The organism is Aeromonas sp. s5 (genome assembly GCF_040907865.1).
In the GTDB taxonomy this organism is placed as follows: domain Bacteria; phylum Pseudomonadota; class Gammaproteobacteria; order Enterobacterales; family Aeromonadaceae; genus Aeromonas; species Aeromonas dhakensis.
Map to the genome: position 1 here is coordinate 14,847 of NZ_JBFOCO010000012.1, position 18,951 is coordinate 33,797.

At 60.1% G+C, this 18,951-nt stretch carries 19 protein-coding genes; 8 read left to right on the plus strand and 11 right to left on the minus strand.

Annotation, left to right across the window (positions count from 1 at the left end):
* Positions 1 to 58: 58 nt before the first annotated feature.
* Positions 59 to 715, minus strand: coding sequence for an OmpA family lipoprotein (locus AB5Y94_RS08570; protein ID WP_336290193.1), 657 nt, complete (start codon positions 713 to 715; stop codon positions 59 to 61).
* Between the two features lie 257 nt (positions 716 to 972).
* Between AB5Y94_RS08570 and AB5Y94_RS08575 the strand changes: the two genes are divergently transcribed.
* On the plus strand, positions 973 to 1,533 hold the full coding sequence (locus tag AB5Y94_RS08575) for a cysteine hydrolase family protein (RefSeq protein WP_268037803.1): 561 nt from the start codon (positions 973 to 975) through the stop codon (positions 1,531 to 1,533).
* A gap of 61 nt (positions 1,534 to 1,594) precedes the next feature.
* On the opposite strand, the gene AB5Y94_RS08580 is transcribed toward AB5Y94_RS08575, so the two are convergent.
* Positions 1,595 to 2,167: a DNA-3-methyladenine glycosylase I gene (locus AB5Y94_RS08580; protein ID WP_368205341.1), complete on the minus strand. Its 573-nt coding sequence runs from the start codon at positions 2,165 to 2,167 to the stop codon at positions 1,595 to 1,597.
* A 209-nt stretch (positions 2,168 to 2,376) separates the two neighbouring features.
* On the opposite strand from AB5Y94_RS08580, the gene glyQ reads away from it, so the two are divergent.
* From glyQ to AB5Y94_RS08595, 3 genes are all read left to right on the plus strand, one after another.
* A complete protein-coding gene (gene glyQ, locus AB5Y94_RS08585) occupies positions 2,377 to 3,300 on the plus strand; it encodes a glycine--tRNA ligase subunit alpha (protein WP_005339464.1) in 924 nt (307 codons plus the stop codon).
* 9 nt (positions 3,301 to 3,309) lie between these two features.
* Positions 3,310 to 5,379, plus strand: coding sequence for a glycine--tRNA ligase subunit beta (gene glyS, locus AB5Y94_RS08590; RefSeq protein ID WP_368205342.1), 2,070 nt, complete (start codon positions 3,310 to 3,312; stop codon positions 5,377 to 5,379).
* A 225-nt stretch (positions 5,380 to 5,604) separates the two neighbouring features.
* The gene (locus AB5Y94_RS08595; protein WP_126880866.1) at positions 5,605 to 6,408 is read left to right on the plus strand and encodes a hypothetical protein; all 804 of its coding nucleotides are present in this window, start codon (positions 5,605 to 5,607) and stop codon (positions 6,406 to 6,408) included.
* 437 nt (positions 6,409 to 6,845) lie between these two features.
* Here AB5Y94_RS08595 and AB5Y94_RS08600 read toward each other — a convergent pair whose 3' ends face one another.
* On the minus strand, positions 6,846 to 7,265 hold the full coding sequence (locus AB5Y94_RS08600; RefSeq protein WP_206221186.1) for a DUF5991 domain-containing protein: 420 nt from the start codon (positions 7,263 to 7,265) through the stop codon (positions 6,846 to 6,848).
* A 238-nt stretch (positions 7,266 to 7,503) separates the two neighbouring features.
* Positions 7,504 to 8,010, minus strand: a complete 507-nt coding sequence (locus tag AB5Y94_RS08605; protein WP_368205343.1) for an AAA family ATPase — start codon at positions 8,008 to 8,010, stop codon at positions 7,504 to 7,506.
* A 564-nt stretch (positions 8,011 to 8,574) separates the two neighbouring features.
* Here AB5Y94_RS08605 and AB5Y94_RS08610 point away from each other — a divergent pair.
* From AB5Y94_RS08610 to AB5Y94_RS08620, 3 genes are all read left to right on the plus strand, one after another.
* Positions 8,575 to 8,955, plus strand: a complete 381-nt coding sequence (locus tag AB5Y94_RS08610) for a hypothetical protein (RefSeq protein WP_368205344.1) — start codon at positions 8,575 to 8,577, stop codon at positions 8,953 to 8,955.
* A gap of 272 nt (positions 8,956 to 9,227) precedes the next feature.
* On the plus strand, positions 9,228 to 9,635 hold the full coding sequence (locus AB5Y94_RS08615) for a hypothetical protein (protein WP_005307387.1): 408 nt from the start codon (positions 9,228 to 9,230) through the stop codon (positions 9,633 to 9,635).
* Positions 9,636 to 9,747: 112 nt separating this feature from the next.
* Complete coding sequence (locus AB5Y94_RS08620; RefSeq protein ID WP_368205345.1) at positions 9,748 to 10,224, plus strand: DM13 domain-containing protein; 477 nt, start codon at positions 9,748 to 9,750, stop codon at positions 10,222 to 10,224.
* A 97-nt stretch (positions 10,225 to 10,321) separates the two neighbouring features.
* Here AB5Y94_RS08620 and AB5Y94_RS08625 read toward each other — a convergent pair whose 3' ends face one another.
* Positions 10,322 to 11,860 (minus strand): AexT-like T3SS ADP-ribosyltransferase toxin, encoded by a 1,539-nt coding sequence (locus tag AB5Y94_RS08625; RefSeq protein ID WP_368205346.1) that lies wholly within the window; start codon positions 11,858 to 11,860, stop codon positions 10,322 to 10,324.
* A gap of 198 nt (positions 11,861 to 12,058) precedes the next feature.
* Between AB5Y94_RS08625 and AB5Y94_RS08630 the strand changes: the two genes are divergently transcribed.
* Complete coding sequence (locus AB5Y94_RS08630) at positions 12,059 to 12,415, plus strand: CesT family type III secretion system chaperone (protein WP_005307376.1); 357 nt, start codon at positions 12,059 to 12,061, stop codon at positions 12,413 to 12,415.
* Between the two features lie 121 nt (positions 12,416 to 12,536).
* On the opposite strand, the gene AB5Y94_RS08635 is transcribed toward AB5Y94_RS08630, so the two are convergent.
* The 6 genes from AB5Y94_RS08635 to norV form a co-directional block, all read right to left on the minus strand.
* Positions 12,537 to 12,836, minus strand: a complete 300-nt coding sequence (locus AB5Y94_RS08635) for a hypothetical protein (RefSeq protein WP_005307369.1) — start codon at positions 12,834 to 12,836, stop codon at positions 12,537 to 12,539.
* 176 nt (positions 12,837 to 13,012) lie between these two features.
* On the minus strand, positions 13,013 to 14,233 hold the full coding sequence (locus AB5Y94_RS08640; RefSeq protein WP_279462802.1) for an aromatic amino acid transporter: 1,221 nt from the start codon (positions 14,231 to 14,233) through the stop codon (positions 13,013 to 13,015).
* 287 nt (positions 14,234 to 14,520) lie between these two features.
* Complete coding sequence (locus tag AB5Y94_RS08645; RefSeq protein WP_368205347.1) at positions 14,521 to 15,738, minus strand: 4Fe-4S binding protein; 1,218 nt, start codon at positions 15,736 to 15,738, stop codon at positions 14,521 to 14,523.
* 120 nt (positions 15,739 to 15,858) lie between these two features.
* Positions 15,859 to 16,200 (minus strand): DUF1971 domain-containing protein, encoded by a 342-nt coding sequence (locus AB5Y94_RS08650; RefSeq protein ID WP_368205348.1) that lies wholly within the window; start codon positions 16,198 to 16,200, stop codon positions 15,859 to 15,861.
* Between the two features lie 51 nt (positions 16,201 to 16,251).
* Positions 16,252 to 17,403 carry an NADH:flavorubredoxin reductase NorW gene (gene norW, locus AB5Y94_RS08655; protein WP_368205349.1) on the minus strand — a complete coding sequence of 384 codons (1,152 nt, stop codon included), beginning with the start codon at positions 17,401 to 17,403 and terminating at the stop codon, positions 16,252 to 16,254.
* On the minus strand, positions 17,400 to 18,884 hold the full coding sequence (gene norV, locus AB5Y94_RS08660) for an anaerobic nitric oxide reductase flavorubredoxin (RefSeq protein WP_368205350.1): 1,485 nt from the start codon (positions 18,882 to 18,884) through the stop codon (positions 17,400 to 17,402). The genes norW and norV overlap by 4 nt, the downstream gene beginning before the upstream one ends.
* Positions 18,885 to 18,951: the final 67 nt, after the last annotated feature.

An 18,951-nucleotide genomic window follows, 5' to 3' on the forward strand; every position in this document is an offset into this window, starting at 1 on the left:
AATAAAAAGGCCCCGCCATCGCTGGCGGGGCCTTTTTCATGGCTGCGAACCGGGCCGCTTAGGCGGTCGGGGTCAGGGTGATGGTCACCCGACGGTTCTGGGCCTTGCCTTCGGCTGTGCTGTTGGTGGCGACCGGCTGATCCGGGCCCACGCCGCTGGTGGAGATACGGCTGCCGGTCACACCCTGGCCGATCAGCTGGGCGGCGACGGCATCGGCGCGCTGGGCGGAGAGCTTCATGTTCAGCTCGCGGGAGCCGGTGCTGTCGGTGTGACCAACCACGTTCAGGCGGGTCTTGTCGAACTCGGCAACCACCATGGCCACGCCGGACAGGGTGTTGGCACCGGCGGCCTTCAACTGGGCGCTGGAGCTGTCGAAGGTGACATTGTTCGGCATGTTGAGGATCAGCTGATCACCGTTGCGGGTCACGCTGACGCCGGTGCCTTGCAGCTTCTCGCGCAGCTTGGCTTCCTGCACATCCATGTAGTAGCCGATACCGCCACCCAACGCGGCGCCGGCGGCCACGCCGGTCAGGATCCCCTTCTTGCGGTCACCCTTGCTGGAGGAGAGCGCACCCACGGCGGCACCCGCAGCGGCGCCCGCCAGTGCGCCCCAGGCGCCCTTGGAAGTTTGGGACTCGCCGGTATAGGGGTTGGTGGTACAGCCGCTCAGGGCGACGGCCAGAGCAACGGCGGGAACGATTGTCTTGAAATGCATGAAAAACCTCTAAAAAAACCGACTCAAATCCAAAGAGGGCGCATTCTACCCCAGAGGAGTGCCAAGGTGTGACGCTGTCGATGCAGATCCCCCATCTGCCACGCATGGCTGCCGCTCGGGCAGAGGAATGCGCCCCGAACCTCGCTGACGTTTCACGCTCAGCGCGAACAACACATAGGCCCACGCCCCCCAGATGCGGGTTGCCGACCCGGTGACATTACCGCCAGAGTGGGGCTCCCCCACAACGGAGCCAGCCCATGTCTTCACTCGCCCATTCCGCCCTGCTCATCATCGACATGCAGGTCGGCCTGCTGCATGGCCCGGAGGCGCCCCATGCCGGCCCACAGCTACTGGCCAACATCAACCAGCTTGCCGATGCCGCCCATAGTGCCGGCATCCCAGTACTGGCGGTACGTCACACAGGCCCGGCCGGTAGCCCCATCGCTGCAGGCAGCCCCCTCTGGCAACTGGTGCCCGAGCTGGCCGTGACCGCAGCCGACCTCGTGTTCGACAAACAGCGACCAAGTGCCTTTCACGGCACCGCCCTCGATAGTTGGCTGCAGCAGCGCGGGGTACAAACCCTGCTCGTCACCGGCATGAAGACCCAGTACTGCATCGATACCACCTGCCGGGCGGCGGCGGATCTCGGCTACGCCGTGGTGCTGGTGAGCGATGCCCACACCTGCATGGATACCCCGCAGCTGGCCGCCCCCCAGATCATCGCCCATCACAACGCCACCCTGGCCGGCCCCTTCGTGCGGCTGATGAGCAGCGACGAGGTGTGCGAGGCACTGAGCCACACCCGTCAGCCTGGTTGAGGCGACCCCACAACGAAGAAGGGAGGCCCAGGCCTCCCTTCTTCGTTGACGTGCGCCAGATCTACCCCGGCTGCTGGCACTCGGCGTGGCAGGGGCAGGTCACCAGATGATCGTTCACCATCCCCACCGCCTGCATGAAGGCGTAGCAGATGGTGCTGCCGACGAAGGTGAAGCCACGTTTCTTGAGCGCCTTGGACATGGCATCCGACTCCGCTGAGGTCGCCGGAATGTCGCCGTTGCCCTGGCGCTGGTTGACGATGGGGGCGCCGCCCACGAAGCCCCACAGATAATCGACAAAGTCGACGCCTTCAGCCTCCAGCGCCAGATAGGCGCGAGCATTTTTGATGATCGACTGCACCTTGAGCCGGTTGCGGATGATGCCGCTGTCTTGCATCAGCCGCTCCACATCCTGCTCGTCGAACTGCGCGATGCGCACCGGATCGAAGTCGGCATAGGCGCGATGGTAGCTCTCGGTACGCTTCAGGATGGTGATCCACGACAGCCCCGCCTGCTGGCCGTCGAGGCAAAGCTTGGCAAACAGCTCGCGCGAGTCATGGACCGGCCTCCCCCACTGTTTGTCATGGTATTCGATGTATTCCGGGTCTTTGGTCACCCAGGCGCAACGCAACTCCATTCCCTCTCTCCTGTCATTTCATCCAATCCCCGGGGTCGATGCCAACCCGGGCATGGGAGTGCCGACAACCCCTCCCGCCCAGGCCCGGCGCAGCGCCATCACATTAATCCGCTGTAATTTCGCCTATTATCCGACCATGCCAGACGGTATACTCCTTCGGTTCACATTCAGCAAATCTTGCTCTGATTTCATTTCGCGCGAAAAAAATTATGCAAAAATTCGATGTCAAAACCTTTCAGGGCCTGATCCTGCAGCTGCAGGACTATTGGTCCCGCCAGGGCTGTACCATCATTCAGCCGCTGGATATGGAAGTGGGTGCCGGTACTTCTCACCCCATGACCTGCCTGCGCGCCCTGGGCCCCGAGCCCATCGCCTGCGCCTACGTGCAACCGTCCCGCCGTCCGACTGACGGCCGCTACGGTGAAAACCCGAACCGCCTGCAGCACTACTACCAGTTCCAGGTGATCATCAAGCCTTCCCCCGACAACATTCAGGAACTCTATCTGGGCTCCCTGAAGGAGCTGGGCATGGATCCCGAGATCCACGACATCCGCTTCGTGGAAGACAACTGGGAAAACCCGACGCTGGGTGCCTGGGGCCTGGGTTGGGAAGTGTGGCTGAACGGCATGGAAGTGACCCAGTTCACCTACTTCCAGCAGGTTGGCGGCCTCGAGTGCAAGCCGGTGACCGGCGAGATCACCTACGGTCTCGAACGTCTGGCCATGTACATTCAGGGCGTCGACAGCGTCTACGATCTGGTCTGGTCTGACGGCCCCCTGGGCAAGACCACCTACGGCGACGTGTTCCACCAGAACGAGGTGGAGCAATCCACCTACAACTTCGAACACGCCGATGTGGAGTTCCTGTTCCACTGCTTCGAGCAGTACGAGAAGGAAGCCCAGAATCTGCTGGCACTGGAAAAACCGCTGCCGCTGCCTGCCTACGAGCGCATCCTCAAAGCCGCTCACTCCTTCAACCTGCTGGATGCCCGCAAGGCCATCTCGGTCACCGAGCGTCAGCGCTACATCCTGCGCATTCGCACCCTGACCAAGGCCGTGGCAGAGGCATACTACGCCTCCCGCGAAGCGCTGGGCTTCCCTATGTGTCAGCGCAGTGAGAACAAGCAAGGTTAAGGAACGGACATGGCACAACATACATTTCTGGTAGAGATCGGTACTGCTGAGCTGCCGCCCAAAGCCCTGCGCTCCCTGGCCGAAGCCTTTGCCGACAACTTCAAAGCCGAGCTGACCAAGGCCGATCTGGCCTTCGGCGACGTCGAGTGGTTTGCCTCCCCGCGCCGTCTGGCGCTGAAGGTACACGCGCTGGCCGGCGAGCAGCCGAGCAAGAGCGTCGAGAAGCGCGGCCCGGCCGTGGCCCAGGCGTTCGATGCCGAAGGCAAGCCGACCAAGGCCGCCGAAGGCTGGGCCCGTGGCAACGGCATCACCGTCGAGCAGGCCGAGCGTCTGGTCACCGACAAGGGCGAGTGGCTGGTTCACACCGCCAAGGTCGAAGGCCGTCCGGCCGTCGATCTGCTGGGCGAACTGGTCGCCTCCGCGCTGGCCAAGCTGCCCATTCCGAAAATGATGCGCTGGGGCGACAAGACCATCCAGTTCGTGCGTCCGGTGTTCACCGTGACCCTGCTGCTGGATGGGGATCTCGTTCCCGCCCACATTCTGGGTATCGACTCTGCCCGCACCCTTCGCGGTCACCGCTTCATGGGCGAGAGCGAATTCACCATCGACAATGCCAGCCAGTACCCGCAGATCCTGCAGGAGCGCGGCATGGTGATTGCCGACTTCATGGCGCGCAAGGCCAAGATCAAGGCTGACGCCGAAGCGGCCGCTGCCGCCTTCGGTGGCGTGGCCGATCTGGACGATGCCCTGCTGGAAGAAGTGACCGCACTGGTCGAATGGCCTGTGGTGCTGACCGCCAACTTTGAAGAGAAGTTCCTGGCCGTGCCGGCTGAAGCGCTGGTGCACACCATGAAGGGTGACCAGAAGTACTTCCCGGTCTACGACAAGCACGGCAAGCTGCTGCCGAAGTTCATCTTCGTCACCAACATCGAGTCCAAAGACCCGAGCCAGATCATCAGCGGCAACGAGAAGGTGGTTCGCCCCCGTCTGTCTGACGCCGAGTTCTTCTTCAAGACCGACCTCAAGCAGACCCTGGCCTCCCGCCTGCCGCGCCTTGAAACCGTGCTGTTCCAGCAACAGCTGGGTACCGTCAAGGCCAAGGTCGAGCGCATCGAGACCGTCGCCGGCTTTATCGCCGAACGTATCGGCGCCGACGTGGCTCAGGCCAAGCGTGCCGGTCTGCTCTCCAAGTGTGATCTGATGACCAACATGGTCGGCGAGTTCACCGACACCCAGGGTGTCATGGGGATGCACTACGCCCGTCACGATGGCGAAGACGAAGCGGTCGCCGTGGCCCTCAACGAACAGTACATGCCGCGCTTTGCCGGCGATGCCCTGCCGTCCGGTCTGGTAGCCTGCGCCGTCGCGCTGGCCGACAAGTTCGACACCCTGGCCGGTATCTTCGGCATCGGCATGCTGCCAAAAGGTGACAAGGACCCGTTCGCCCTGCGTCGCGCCGCCATCGGTGCCCTGCGCATCATGACCGAGAAGCAGCTGGATCTGGATCTGGTTGAACTGGTTGAAGAGGCGGTACGCGTCTACGGCAACAAGCTGACCAACCAAACCGTCGTCACCGACGTGGTCGACTTCATGCTGGGTCGCTTCCGTGCCGCCTATCAGGACGAAGGCATCGGTGCCGACGTGGTGCTGGCCGTACTGGCCCGCCGCCCGACCCGTCCGCTGGACTTCGATCGTCGCGTCAAGGCCGTCAGCCACTTCCGCACTCTGGATGCCGCACTGGCACTGGCTGCCGCCAACAAGCGCGTGAGCAACATTCTGGCCAAGGTCGAAGGCGAACTGCCGACTGCCGTCAAACCGGAACTGCTGGTCGATGCCGCCGAGAAGGCGCTGGCCACCCAGGTTGCCGAACTGCAAGCCGAACTGGCCCCGCTGTTCGCCGCCGGTGACTATCAGGCAGCCCTCACCCGTCTGGCCGCCCTGCGCGAGCCGGTCGACACCTTCTTCAACGAGGTGATGGTGATGGCCGACGACGAAGCCCTCAAGGCTAACCGTCTGGCACTGCTGAACAACCTGCGCAACCTGTTCCTGCAAGTCGCGGATATCTCCCTGCTGCAGTGATTCCGGTTGGGTAAGTGATATAAAAACGGCGCCTTAACGGCGCCGTTTTTTATTGCGAGTTAATACATACCGCGGGATGTTTTTTAGTCAGATGTCGATACAACACCTAGTTTTTTGTTCCAGTCCAACGATCTGAAGCGACAAAAAATCTTTAGTTCAGATACGGCACTTCTATCTGGATTCAGTACTATATAGAAAGTCATTAGATAACACCTGTGAGGTTCCATGGCCCTGAACACTACAAATCCGACTCTTTTTTGCAAATCCTTTATTGAAAGAGAGCTGTCTGACGTCAAAGAAAAGAAAATCTGGATGACTAGATGGGAATTGATGGAGAGGATTATTTCTAGGGCAGAAGAAATGAGCATCGTTTTCCAAGAGTTAGTAGATGCTTTTGGATACTCTGATACTTATGAATATCAGAGTACAAAAGGGGTTTATCTATGGCTAACGCTAGAGCATATTTGGATGAGTGGTGATTTTTGTAAAGAGGAAATAGTTCAAGCTAGGGATTACAGAAAAAAGCTAATAGCAATTCAAGAAAAAATCATTGATTATTCTTCACTACTTGCTAATTTAATCAGGGAGCAGGATGACATTTATCAACACTCTGGATTTATAAGGGGTCAACATCAGTCTGCCTTGGATATGATGGTTGATGCGGGAAGTAGCAACTATTTATTTACAAGTCATATTGCTGAACAGTTAGAATTACTTAGCTTTAGATATGATCTAAAATACTGGCCATCAAGAGCTGAATTAATTGAAAGCCTCAGTGTTTTCGAAACCAATCAACACGACCCAGAACACATTGAACTTCCTAAAAAAGTATTAGATGGCAGAGCATCCGATATAAAAGACTTTGTTATTTCATTTGATAATGCTTTCGATGATGACAATGACCTACCAAATAATTTTCGGTTTAGTAATAATGCCATGGCTGACATTATCAACGTAGTTCTTGACTTACCATCAGATAATTTAATTACTGGTGATGCCATAAGAATTGTACGGAATCGCCACTGTTAGCCTGTAGAGGCGTAATCGGACATTTGCGTAAATGGTTTCTCCCGCTATCACGGCCAGCCGAATTCCCCCCCTCCGGCTGGCACGTTTTCTCAACGGAACACTGTAAATTAATTCTCACCACATCAAAGCGTTATTAACCAAGGTTTCTTTATTTTTAGAGTCTGGGTGTTTAATCAAGCGTACAGTATACTAAAGACAATTAAAGCAAACCCAATAACAGACTGTATGATAATAATCGTCCAGAATAATTTAGGTTCAGCATACCTGTAAACATTAATTCGCATTCTAAAGAGAAGCCTTGCTTGGGTTTCTCCATTGTAATACTCCCAAAACGTAAACCATAAATATATCACACCAACAGCAGTCAAAAAGTTCATCAAAGCCAACCTTTTATATTACAACAGCAGCTATGCATATTAGCATGCAGATTAGGCAACCTACATTCCATCTTTTATTATGAAATAAAAGCCACTGTTTTCATTACTTTGCAAAACAGGCTGCAACATTTTCCAATGAGTAAGCAAAACATTCCCTTTCCGCTCTAATACAAATAACTTATCACCAGAATGGAGATCTCTGGATAAATTAGCACCGGTATATCTCAGAAAGGTAAAAGTGGCTTGATTCCCATCGGTCGTAACCTTTCCATCCAATGAAATCGCCGTCATATGACCATTGACCTCCAGATGGGAAATTAAGTTATCACCACCACCTTTATTTACTGTCAGGCTGTAATCCCATGCCTGTATATGTTCTGGATCTGCACTTTCATAAAATGAATAATGACCTATCCAATCTTGATTAGCATGAACTGAGAATACACTCAAACAACTTAACAACCATATGAATACGTTCATATTCCCCCCCCCAAAAGAGAGTGGTCAAGTTACTATCTACCCCCCCCTATAACAAGAGTCATATGACAATTATTTTTGCCTTGTAATAGCAATCAGCTAGTCATCGGACGTTCGCGTAAATCGATTCCCCCACCATAACAGCCAGCCGAATTTTCCCCTCAGGCTGGCCGCCGTAGACTCGTGGCAACAACCGCAATCAAAGCCTCTCGTTCGTCCGATTACGCTGCGCCAATCGAACCTACGATTCCTGTGCCAACGCGGCAATGATCCGCTCCACGCTCTGGGTGACCGACAGGGTGGCGCTATCCAGTACCAGACGCTCACTGTCCCAGAGTTCATAATCACGAGTGATCACCGCCTGCCAATCCGGCAATGCCAGCCCCTCGATATCCACCGTCCGGTTTTCGACCCGCTCGCGGTGCAGCGTCGGATTGGAGCAGACCACTTCGACATCGAGACAGGGCACCCCGACCGAGCGGGCGATGTCGTGGTAAGCATCCCGGGTGAGCTGGATGGGGTTAACGGAATCCGTGATGACGATCGAGCCAAGTGCCAGGTTCTCTCTGGCCAGCCCATAGGCGACGAAATAGCCGGCCGGCCCCATCTCGGTATCCGCCTGTTCCGCAGCACGAATGGCCTGCTCTATGGTATCGATGCGCAGGTAGACGACGCCCAGTCGCCGGGCCAGGGCCCGTGCGATGGTGCTTTTTCCGCTGCCCGGCAAACCACTGAAGATGATCAGCATGTTCCATTCCCGTGATAAAAGAAGACCTGAGCCATAGGGTATCGGATTGTCATCGCTCTCACAGCGTCTTGTTCAAGGCTGCACGGGATATGCCCGTCAGCGGACTACCTTGAGCGATAGCCGTTATCGAATACGCGCGCATATAACCAGCCTCTCTACCGATCATTCAAATGCATATGCAGGCTGGCTGATGGATAGCAATAACCACCAAAGATATTTTGTACGCCCCATTTTTTCTTGTTGTGCTTCATTAATGAAGCTGTTATTTATGCCAAGACATACCTAAAAATAAACAACGCAGCATTAAAAATGCTTTGTTTTATATATCCAACCATCTTTCATATCACCGCGATGATGAAAAATGGTGACATCCACATCCAAAAACAAACCGTTTAAAATCAATGCTTTATTTTCAAGTAAAAATAGGAAGTACAAACAATGCACTTGCAAAGCAATATATAAAATCAATATCAGACTTATCGGAATTAAATAACCATGGCCTTTTCCACCTATCCATTTTAATTTCCGCCATTCACCTGAAACACACAGATGGAGATGTGTAGAATGATCATAAAAAAGAAGTTCGTTATGTTGGCAGCCTTGTCCGCCCTGATGTGCTCTACCAGTGCCTTGGCCACTTACCGTGTCGATGTGCAGTGTCTTGATCGGGTCATCTTGACCGATGTGCATGCCGGTTATATCAAATCGGCCAGTGGCGGCCCCGACGCAGGCAATGCGGTGGTCATTTCATGGGAAAAGAATTATGAGCAGGGCAGCACGAGCTTCCATGTCTTCAAGAACCTGAATGATTACCCCGGCAGGGGCATGTTCGAGATGGCCTTGCTGGCGCTGGAGCGCGGCCTGCCGGTCAGCGCCTGGGGCAATGATGCCCAGTGCTCCGGCGGGATTCATCAGTTGAAGATCACCCGCAGCTTCAACCCTTAATCCTGCCGACGTACAGCCTGGTGCGATAAATTGAGTGAACACCAAGCCGGGCCAATCAGCTGTGCCCGGCTTTAACAACCCGCGCGACCATCGCTTGCCTTGCGCTGCAACATGCGAAGATAGGGTCGCCAGGTATCTCCCCCGTTCGCGCCACATCTGCCCCATCGACACATCTGACCCGGCCGCCACCCGGATAGCCAGTCCGCCGATTTAGTCATATCTTGTCAGGGCGGCTCTGCCAGGGTGACAGGGCCCCTTCACGAGGTGCAACGATGAAACGAGCAATCCAGGCCGCCCTGCTGGCCGTCACCATGGCCGCCGCCGGTGCACAGGCTGCCGACAAGATCACCACGGTCCCGGTGCAGTTTGCCAAGGGGGCCCACAGCGCCCAGCTCAAGGGCAGCTTCGCTGGCTACGACACCATCCACTACACGCTGGTGGCCAAGGCGGGCCAGACCATGACGGTCAAGATTGGCGGCAGCAGCAACGCCAACTTCAACGTCTTCGCCCCCGGCGCCCAACCCGGTCAGGCCGAGGCGCTGGGCCGCAACGATGGCGATGGCCAGTGGCAAGGCGCCCTGCCCGCCTCCGGCAAGTACCTGATCCAGGTCTATCAGATGCGCGCCTCCGCCCGTCGCGGCGAGCAGGTCCCCCACACCCTCTCGGTCAGCATCCAGTAAGCCCCGCCAACGCGATGCTCGTGCAACCACCGTCATGCCCCCCTCCCGGGCTGGGCATGACGACGTCCTGCTGGTAGGGTGGAGCCATCAATTAATCAACGACTGAGGCTTTATGCAACGCAAGACCCTGGCCCTGCTGCTGGCCAGCCATCTGCTGGTGGGCGCCGCCGGCTTTGCGGCCGGCATCTATGCCCTGCCGATCCTGATCGCCCCGCCAGCCCCCGCCAACGAAAAGGTTGCCGCCCGGCAGGCCCAGGCCAGTTTTCACGGCACCTTTCGCCGGGATCTGCAAGACAGCGACCGGCTGCACTGGGGTGAGGGGCAGGTCAGCATAGGGCCCGATGCCATCAGCCTGATGGGCAGGCTGGCGCCTGGCCCCGACTACCAGCTCTACCTGTCGCCCACCTTCGTCGAGACCGAGGCCGACTTTGCCCGCCAGAAGGAGAAGATGGTGAAGATCGGGCCGGTGAAGACTTTCGACAACTTTATCGTCCCCCTCCCTGCCGACGTAAACCCGGCCGACTACGACAGCGTGATCATCTGGTGCGAGACCTTCGGCCAGTTCATCACTGCCGCCCGCTACCGCTAGCCATGCGGTCGGTTGCCGACACCCATAAAAAAACGGACACCAGAAGGTGTCCGTTTTAACGCCATGAATCTTGCCTTATGGGTAACGAGCAAGCTTGTTACAGATAGTCGGCCCCGACACCGATATGGGCCAGAGCCGCCAGCTCCAGCGGAGTCAGCTGGCTGACGGAGTCGATCATGGTCGGCTCACCGCGTGCTGACTCGGGCAGCTGAAGACGTGTCTTGAGTTCGTCGGTCAGGCTGCCCACCAGATTGCCCATACGGGTCAAGCGGGAGACCAATACGGCTTCCGGGCTGCTCTCGCTGTCGGCAAAGGTAGAGACCTGTGCCACCGCGAAATCACAGACAGCCTTGGCTCGATCACCAAAATCCCCCTCCAGCTGTTGCAGCACCTGCCGCGCCGCACTGTCATCAAGGCGGGCCAGTTCAGCCTTCATGTGGCCGGTGTCAAAGCGCAGTCTTGCCCCCGCATCGAGTCGATCTTCCGGCTTGCCGGCGGTCTGGTCTGCCCATGCCTGGTCGGTCTGACCTGCAAACTGCATCAGACCGCCCAGCACCAACCGCTGGTTGGGACGCGCCGAGGCGAGACTGTCGAGTGCATTGCCCAGAGAAGCGCCATTGGCATCGCTGCCGCTCGCAAGAGAGAGCGCCAATGTACGCAGGATCTGCAGATCACCTCGGGTTTGCAGCTTGGCCATATGGGAGCCATTGATGGAGCCATCGGCAATATGTTGGTGCAAGGCATTGAGGTCATCACTGCTCAGGGTAACCTCGGTCGAAGCCTGATCCCGCAGCAGATAGCTGGCCTGGTAGCTGATGAGCTCCAGCGCCTGCTTGTAACCGGTGACCTCGGTCTGGCGCGCCATGGCGACGGTTTCACGGGCGGCAGGCTTGGCCTCACCATGTGGGGCCGCCACAACCTCGGCACTGGAGGCAGCTGGCAATGGTTCACCGGCAACCTCGGCCTTGACCGCGCGTTGCAGATCGGCCACTTCCGCCATCACTGCGTGCAGCTGGCTCATTGCCTCTTGTAACTGCTCCGGAGTCGCGTTGGCGATCAACTTCGTCACCTTGCCACCCACAGTCCCCCATTGCTGGAGCGGGATGCCGGCGATGGGACGTTCAAGCAACCCGGCCGCCAAGGTTTGGCTCTCCTGCCGCATGGAGCCATCCTTGATCCCGTTCAGTGAGGTTGCCAGCGAGCGCAGAGCGCCATTGCCGGTCGCCAGCCGGGCATGTTCCTGCCCCAACTGCTGTGCATCTATGTTATTGAGCTCGTTCGCCTTATCGAGGCCGCCCAGGGTAAAGGGCAATGCCTTTTGCAGCAGCAGACGCTTTTGATCGGCCAGGGAGAGGCTGTCTGCAGGTGGGGCAGAGTGGGCGGGTGCCTCGGTACGGGCCCCCAGCAGATTGCCGATCCACTCTTTCAGCGCCACAAACGGACGGGCCAACTGGGCCCCCAAACGGGACAGCAGCCCCTGTCCTTTTTGCGGTTCACTGCGGTTGCCCAGCTGAAGGGCATCCTGACTGGTAGCAACCTGACGAGCCTCCAGCTGGCCCAGTCGGCCAACCTCCGCTGTAGCGTCATTGTGCTGGGCGACGGCCTGCAAGCCGCTGGTATGTGTTTGAATCTGCATGGCGTTTATCTTCTCGTGATGTGTCGTGGCCAGTCTAGGAGAGGCAGTGGGTGCGGACTATCGCGAGTGGTCGGGATTTTTGCACTGAACGCGGCACACCGCCCCGCCAGCCGGAAAGCTAAAAAAACAGAGCCACCATTAACAGTGTCGTCACCGGTGAGCTGCTCTAATTGCCCCATCACCAACTTGGAGCCCTCGATGAACCCTCTTTATCACGCAGCCCTCCATCAGCTGTTTCTTTCCCTCTCTCTCCCCATGCCAGCACAGGAAGAGAGCGTCACCAGCCTGCAGATCGGCGAGCATACCTACCACCTGACCGAACACCCGGCCAACTACCTGCTGATGTTTACCCGCCTGGAAGCCGCCACCAGCGCACAAGCCGCAGCCCAGAACCTGTTTAGCCAGGACCCCTGCAAACCGGTTCTGGCATTCGATCCGGATAGCCTGACCCCGGTACTCTGGAGTCGTCAGCCACTACAACAACTCGATCGCGGCCAGATCCATCATCAGCTGGAGCAGTTGGTACATGCCGCCCGCGAGATTGGCCAGATCTGACTCGCCCATAGCAATGCCGCATGACCCACTGCTGACCACGCCACCCACAGCCCGGCTGTGCGGCGGCTGAAAGCCAATAAAAACGGCGCCGCAAGGCGCCATTTCGTCTCTGTCTGCTGCATCAGCCCGGCGGAAAATGGCCACCAATGCTGATTACGCTGACCTGCTGCAGGGTGCTGTTGATGGTAAAGGCGACCCTGTGCTCCTGACTGAGGCGGATCGTGTAGATCCCCTTGTGCTTGCCGCCCAGCTGTTCGTAGTGCATGTCGCCCACCTTGTCGGCGGCATTCTTAGGGTCCGTGCCTCGCACTATCTCCCGTCGCCACTCGTGGTACTTGCTCATGGCCGACGCCGTCACGGCTACGTGCTTGTCCTTGTTGTAGAGGATGCGGGGTTGGGAATCATCGATAGTCCATGCCATAGCCAGCTCCTGTTTTGGCTCCAAAAAGAACCAAACTATAGTGCACACCCGCCAGCCGGCCAGCCCGCCCAACCCCAACCTGTCTGTCTAAGTCACAATCTGGCATGCAAAACGGCGCCATCAGGCGCCGTTTTTTGTCGCAGCCTGCCGCGGCAGACCGGGGGAATTCAGCCCCTTCAGCCGGTATAGACCGGCAGCAGGCCCGCCATGTTGAGCAGGTGGAAGGCGGCGGTCAGCACCCCGAACAGGAAGACGCCGACGATCATCAGCATGCCGCCCGGTGCGCGGAAACCCTCGTCCTTGCCCTCCTGCTTGCCGGCGCGCACCTTCCAGGCCAGCAGCGCCGGGATGATACAGGTCCACAGGGTGGCCACGGCGCCCGCGTAGCCGATGGCCATCAGGAAGCCGAACGGGAACAGCAGGGAGAGCAGCAGCGGCGGCAGGAAGGTGGCGGCCCACGACTTGGCGCGGCCCTGGCGGCTGTTGTCGAACTTGAACAGATCCGCCAGATAGTCGAACACCCCCAGCCCAACCCCGATGAAGGAGGAGAGGATCGCCGCCATGGAGAAGGCGTTGAGGGCGCTGGCGACCGCCTCAGATTCAATCACCGAAGCCAGCGCCTTGAGCAGCACGTCGACGTTGCCGCCCTGCGCCACCACGGGCCCGAACTCGCTGCGCGGCAGGTTGCCGAACACGCTCACCAGCCAGATGAGATAGAACAGCAGCGCGATGGCGGTGCCGCCGAGGATGGCGTAGCGGGCACGGCGCTCTTCACCGTAGTAGGCGCGCATGGACGACACCGAGTGGTGATAGCCGAACGAGGTGAGCGCCACCGGCAGCATGGCCAGCGCATAGGGGGCATAGCTGGCGTGCTGGCTCAGAGTGTCGAACAGCAGGGTCGGCTTGATGTTGATGGAAAGCCCCGAGATGCCAAACACGAAGCTCAGCCCCATAGCGATGACCAGCACCACTGAGATGCGATCCACCGCCCGGGTGGAGTGCCACACCAGGCCGGAGAAGCCCAGGGTAAACAGGATGGAAGCCCACTGGCTGCCGATGCCGGTCATGCCGTCTATGATGAGGCCGGCCGAGGTGATGTAGGCGTAGAGCAGGATGCCGCCGACGAAATAGACGGTGAGGTTGTTGAAGGCGTTGACTTTCTCCCCCAGCAGCTCACGGGTGACGGTATCGAACGACACGCGCAGCGGATAACCCTGATAGGACTCCAGCAGCATCCAGCCGGAGACTGTCATCACTATCATGGTCAGGGTGATGGCCAGTACCGACCAGAGGGTCCAGGCACCCGCCCCCGCACTCGGCAAACCCAGCATGCCAGCCCCGACACAGACGCCGGCAATGATGCATGCCCCGCCTACCAACGATGGTTTCTGTCCCATTTACTTCTCCAAAGACGATTGTGGATCTGATCGCGACCGCGGACCGTTGCATTTGCTACGCCGGTTGTCATGGTAGATCGCGCTCATCTAGGTGCCGGCGCCCGGCGCTGGCTGCTTCGAAGGGGAAGCGAGGTGCGCTCAGGGCTGACTGCCGGTCCGGCACGGCTGCAAAGCCGCCATGTCGGGGAAGGGACTTTACCCTGCTCCCCCTCAGGTATCAAATTTGGGTGCATTTTTCAGGCAACCCGACCCCCTGGGCAGACCGCCTTTGACCGGTGTGTCGGTATTCAATGGGTCAACTGCGGCAGCAGTTGCAGCAGCTGAGCCCGCACCTCGAGCGGTGTCTGGCTGGCCCAGATCCCCAGCAGGCCATAACAAAGCAGTGGCAACACCAGCAGCAACAGGCAGAGCAGCCCCAGCAAGCGTGGAGGACTGAGCCTGCGCCGTGGTGTGCCAAGATGCAGCGCATCGGCCCGCTTGGGGCAGGCGGCCACGCAGCTCAGGCAGCTGGTGCACTCGAGGCTGCGCACCGCAATGAGCTGGTGTACCTGGATGCGCGACGGGCAGGCCCGGCTGCACTTGTCGCAGTCGTGGCCCGCACTGCGCAGGCAGCGGGCCGGGTCGCGGCGGATGCGCAGCGGTGTCAGCAACCCCAGCAGAGCGAGCCAGGCGCCATAGGGGCAGAGATAGCGGCAGAACCCTTGCCGGAAGGTGGCGGTGAGCAGCAGCACCCAGCCAAGGCAGAGGCCCGAGATCAAGGTCAGGTTGAAGAAGAAGGCCCCCATCTTCATGTCCGCCGCCTGATGGTAGGGGCTGGTGAAGTAGCCGGGCAGGGCGGCGTCTGGCACCGCGATCAGCACGATAAACAGCAGGAATGCGAGCACCAGAAACTTCTGGCCGCGCAATACGACATCGAGCCAGCGCGGCGGCGTCCACTCCCCCGGCAACAGGCGACTGCGCAGGCCGTGCAGCCACTCCCCCACCAGCCCGAGCGGGCAGAACCAGGCACAGAACGCCCGCCCCAGCAGCAAGGCCGACAGCGAGAGCACCAGCACGGTGACGGTGGCCGCCGGATGGTGCGGATCCACCAACCCCTGCCCGAGCCAGGCCCGCAGCCCGAGTCCGCCGGCGATGGGCAGGAAGCCGTCCACCACGTCTGGGCGCACCAGCCAGGGGCTCATCCCCTGCCCCAGCTGCCAGACATGCAGGCCGTACTGCAGCGTCACCAACCCCCAGCAGAGCAACAGCAGCTGGCGCGTGCGTGCCCGCAGCCATTGGCTGTCGAGCGCCTCGAGGGCGGGCAGCGGTCGCCGCTGGTGCCAGAGGGCAAGCGCACCGGCCACCAGTCCCACGCCGAGCCAGAGCAGGCTGTCCGCCGCCAGCAACCAGAGCATGAGCAGCAGGCCGAGGGCAAGACACCACTGCCAGCCCGCTCGCGCCTGCCACGCCAGCAGCACCAGATAGGCCAGGCCGGCGGCCATGGTCACGGCTTCGATCACGCTCATGTTTCCCTCACTGCCTCATCCACCACTGGCGGCAAGGATAACGGACATCTGAATTGATTATTTTGATCTGCATGGGCAGAGGGGACATTCGCGCCCGATGACCCTCCCCATGTTTGGCCCTTATGCCTTGCGGCTGTTGAACAGCGGCTGGTCGGATTCTGCCTGCTCGGCCCAGAAGTGGATGTTGAAGCGGGCATCCTCCGACAGCTCGACCCTGTGCCAGTACCGGGGCGGGCTGGTGGCAAACTCCCCGGCCCGGATCACCATGGTGAGCTCAGGCTGCTCGGCCTGCTCGTCGGCGAAGCCATGGTAGGTGACGGTACCCGCCATCACGCAGAGCTGGCCGAACACCCAGGCCGCGGTGTTGTAGTGGGTGAGCAGGGCCTGGGGCACATTCTGGCGGGTGAAGAAGGGGGGGGAGCGGCGTACTATCCAGTGAGACGGAATCAGTTGCATGGCCATATCAGTTCTCCTCGAGTGACCGGGTCGACCCGGCCGGTGCAATGAAAGGGGTTAACGGGGCAGCTGACGCAGCAGCGGGAAGGCGGCGCTCATCTGGTCGCCCCCCACCACGAAGCCGCACAGCTCGTCGGCTTGGTCGCGCGCCTCGGCCACCATGCCGTGGCTGTTCCAGCGGCACTGCCAGGCGAGATCCTCGCCCTTGGTGCGGCCGGCCAACTGCAAGGGATAACGCGGCGTCTTCACCTTCACCAGCATGGGCGGCAGGGCCAGCGGGGTCGGCGTGCCGAGCAGGGTGCGCGCCAGCGCATTGGCCCCCAGCACTATGGGTTGCAGGAAGGGAAGCAGCTGACCTTGCCACTGCACGCAATCCCCCAGCGCGAAGATATGGGGGTCGCTGGTCTGCAGCCGATCGTCGACCCGGATGCCGCGCTCCACTGCCAGCCCGGCTTGCCGGGCCAGGGTCAGATTCGGCCGAAGGCCGATCGCGGCGATCACCAGATCCTGCTCGCAGTTTCGCCCGTCGGTCAGGGTGGCGCGCCAGCCATCGCCGGGCTGGGCGTCTATCCTGGCGAGACCCGTCCCGAATTGCAGGTTGACCCCCTGGCTGCGCAGCGCCTGCTGCAGCGGCTGGGTCAGGGCGGCGGGCAGCAGGGCGCTGAGCGGGCTGTCGGCCAGATCCACCAGCGTCACCTCCTTGCCCGCACTCGCCATGTCCATCGCCAGCTCGCAGCCAATCAACCCCGCCCCCAGCACCAGGATGCGGCGGGCCTGCTGGATTGCCCCCTCGGCGGCGGCATACTCCTGCTGGCTGTTGAGGGTGACGAGGGATTCGCTGCCCGGCAGATCGGGCCGCGCCGCACTGGCCCCGGTGGCCAGCACCAGCTTGCCGTAGGGGAATTCCCCTCGTTCGGTCAGCACCAACCGCCGGGCAGGGTCGATGCCATGCACCGGGCAGTGGGGCAGCAGTGCGATGCGCTGCTGCTCGGCAAAGTCGCTGCCGCTCTGGCGGGTCATGGCCGCGGCAGGGCAGCCCCGGCTCACCACGTGGCTCAAGTCCGGCTTGTTGTACTCGTCGCCGCTGTCGGCGGTGATGAGGCGGATGGGCTGCTCGGCGTCCAGCTTGCGCAGGCTCTTGACCAGCTGCTGGGCGGCGAAGCCGCTGCCGATCACCACTATCTCGTCACTGCTGGGGACGGCGCTCATACGCAGGCCTCCACGGCGCAGGGTTCGAACACCTCCTTGCCGATGCCGCAGCCCGGGCAGAGGAAGCTGTCCGGCACCCGGGCCCAGGGGGTGCCCGGTGCCACCAGCTGATCCGGCTCGCCCTGGGCCGGGTCGTAGACCCACTGGCAGACGGTGCAGAGCATGGCCTGATCGTCGTCCCATTCAGCCGCCGGGGCAGCTTTCGGCTCTGCAACCACAGCAGCGGGTCCCACGGGGGCAGGCGTCGCCTGGGTTGTGGTGATCGGACGGGGCGCGTCCAGCGGGTGCAGCGCCCACTGACGGGCGAGCTGGCGGCCGTGCTCGCGGCATTCGGCCAGCGCCGAGCCATCCGGGCGCCACTTGGCCTTGAGGGAGAGGCTGATGTCGAAGCCAGCGTCCATCAGCCGGGTCTGGATCCGGTCCACCGCGCCACCGGTCCAGCCATAGCTGCCGAAGGCCGAGGCGCGCTTGTTGCGAAAACGCAGGCCGGTGATCTCTTCGAGCATGCCCGCCACCTTGGGCATCATGACGTTGTTCATGGTGGAGGAGCCCACCAGTATCCCCTTGGAGCGGAACACCTGGGTCAGGATCTCGTTCTTGTCGTGGCGGGCCACGTTGTAGATCTTCACCGCGACGCCGGGGTCCACCTCGTGGATGCCCTGGGCGATGGCGTCGGCCATCATGCGGGTGTTGTTGGACATGGAGTCGTAGAAGAGGGTGATGCGATCTTCCTGATAGTTGTCGGCCCACTCCAGGTATTTCAGGATGATCTGGGTGGGGTCCTCACGCCAGACGATGCCGTGGGAGGTGGCCACCATGCTCACCGGCAGGTTGAAGCCCAGCACTTCCTTGATCTTGGCGGTCACCAGGGGGCTGAAGGGGGTGAGGATGTTGGCGTAGTAGCGCTGGCACTGCTCCATCAGCTCGGTCTGATCCACCTCGTCGTTGAACAGGTGCTCGTCGCAGTAGTGCTGGCCGAAGGCGTCGTTGGAGAAGAGCACCGCATCCTCGGTCATATAGGTCATCATGCTGTCGGGCCAGTGCAGCATGGGGGTCTCGATAAATACCAGCTGCTTGCCGTTGCCGATGTCCAGGCTGTCACCGGTCTTGACCGGGTGGAAGTTCCACTCCGGGTGGTGATGATGGCCTGTGATGGAGTCGATGGCGTTGTGGGTGCAGTAGATGGGGGTGCCGGGGATGCGGGCCATCAGCTCGGTCAGGGCGCCGGCATGATCCTCCTCGGCGTGGTTGATCACCACATAGTCGATGGCGGCGAGATCGATCTGTGCCGCCAGGTTCTGCACGAACTCGCGACTGAACTTGTGATCGACGGTGTCGATCAGCACGTTTTTCCCTTCGCGGATGAGGTAGCTGTTGTAGCTGGTGCCCTTGTGGGTCTTGTACTCGGTGCCGTGGAAGTCGCGCACCTCCCAGTCCCGTTGGCCGACCCAGTGGATGTTGTTCTTGACGTGAATGCTCATCAGGCAGTTCCTCGAATGCAATAGTGGATGTTCGACTGAACTGGCTATTGCAGCGGGCGTGCCAACC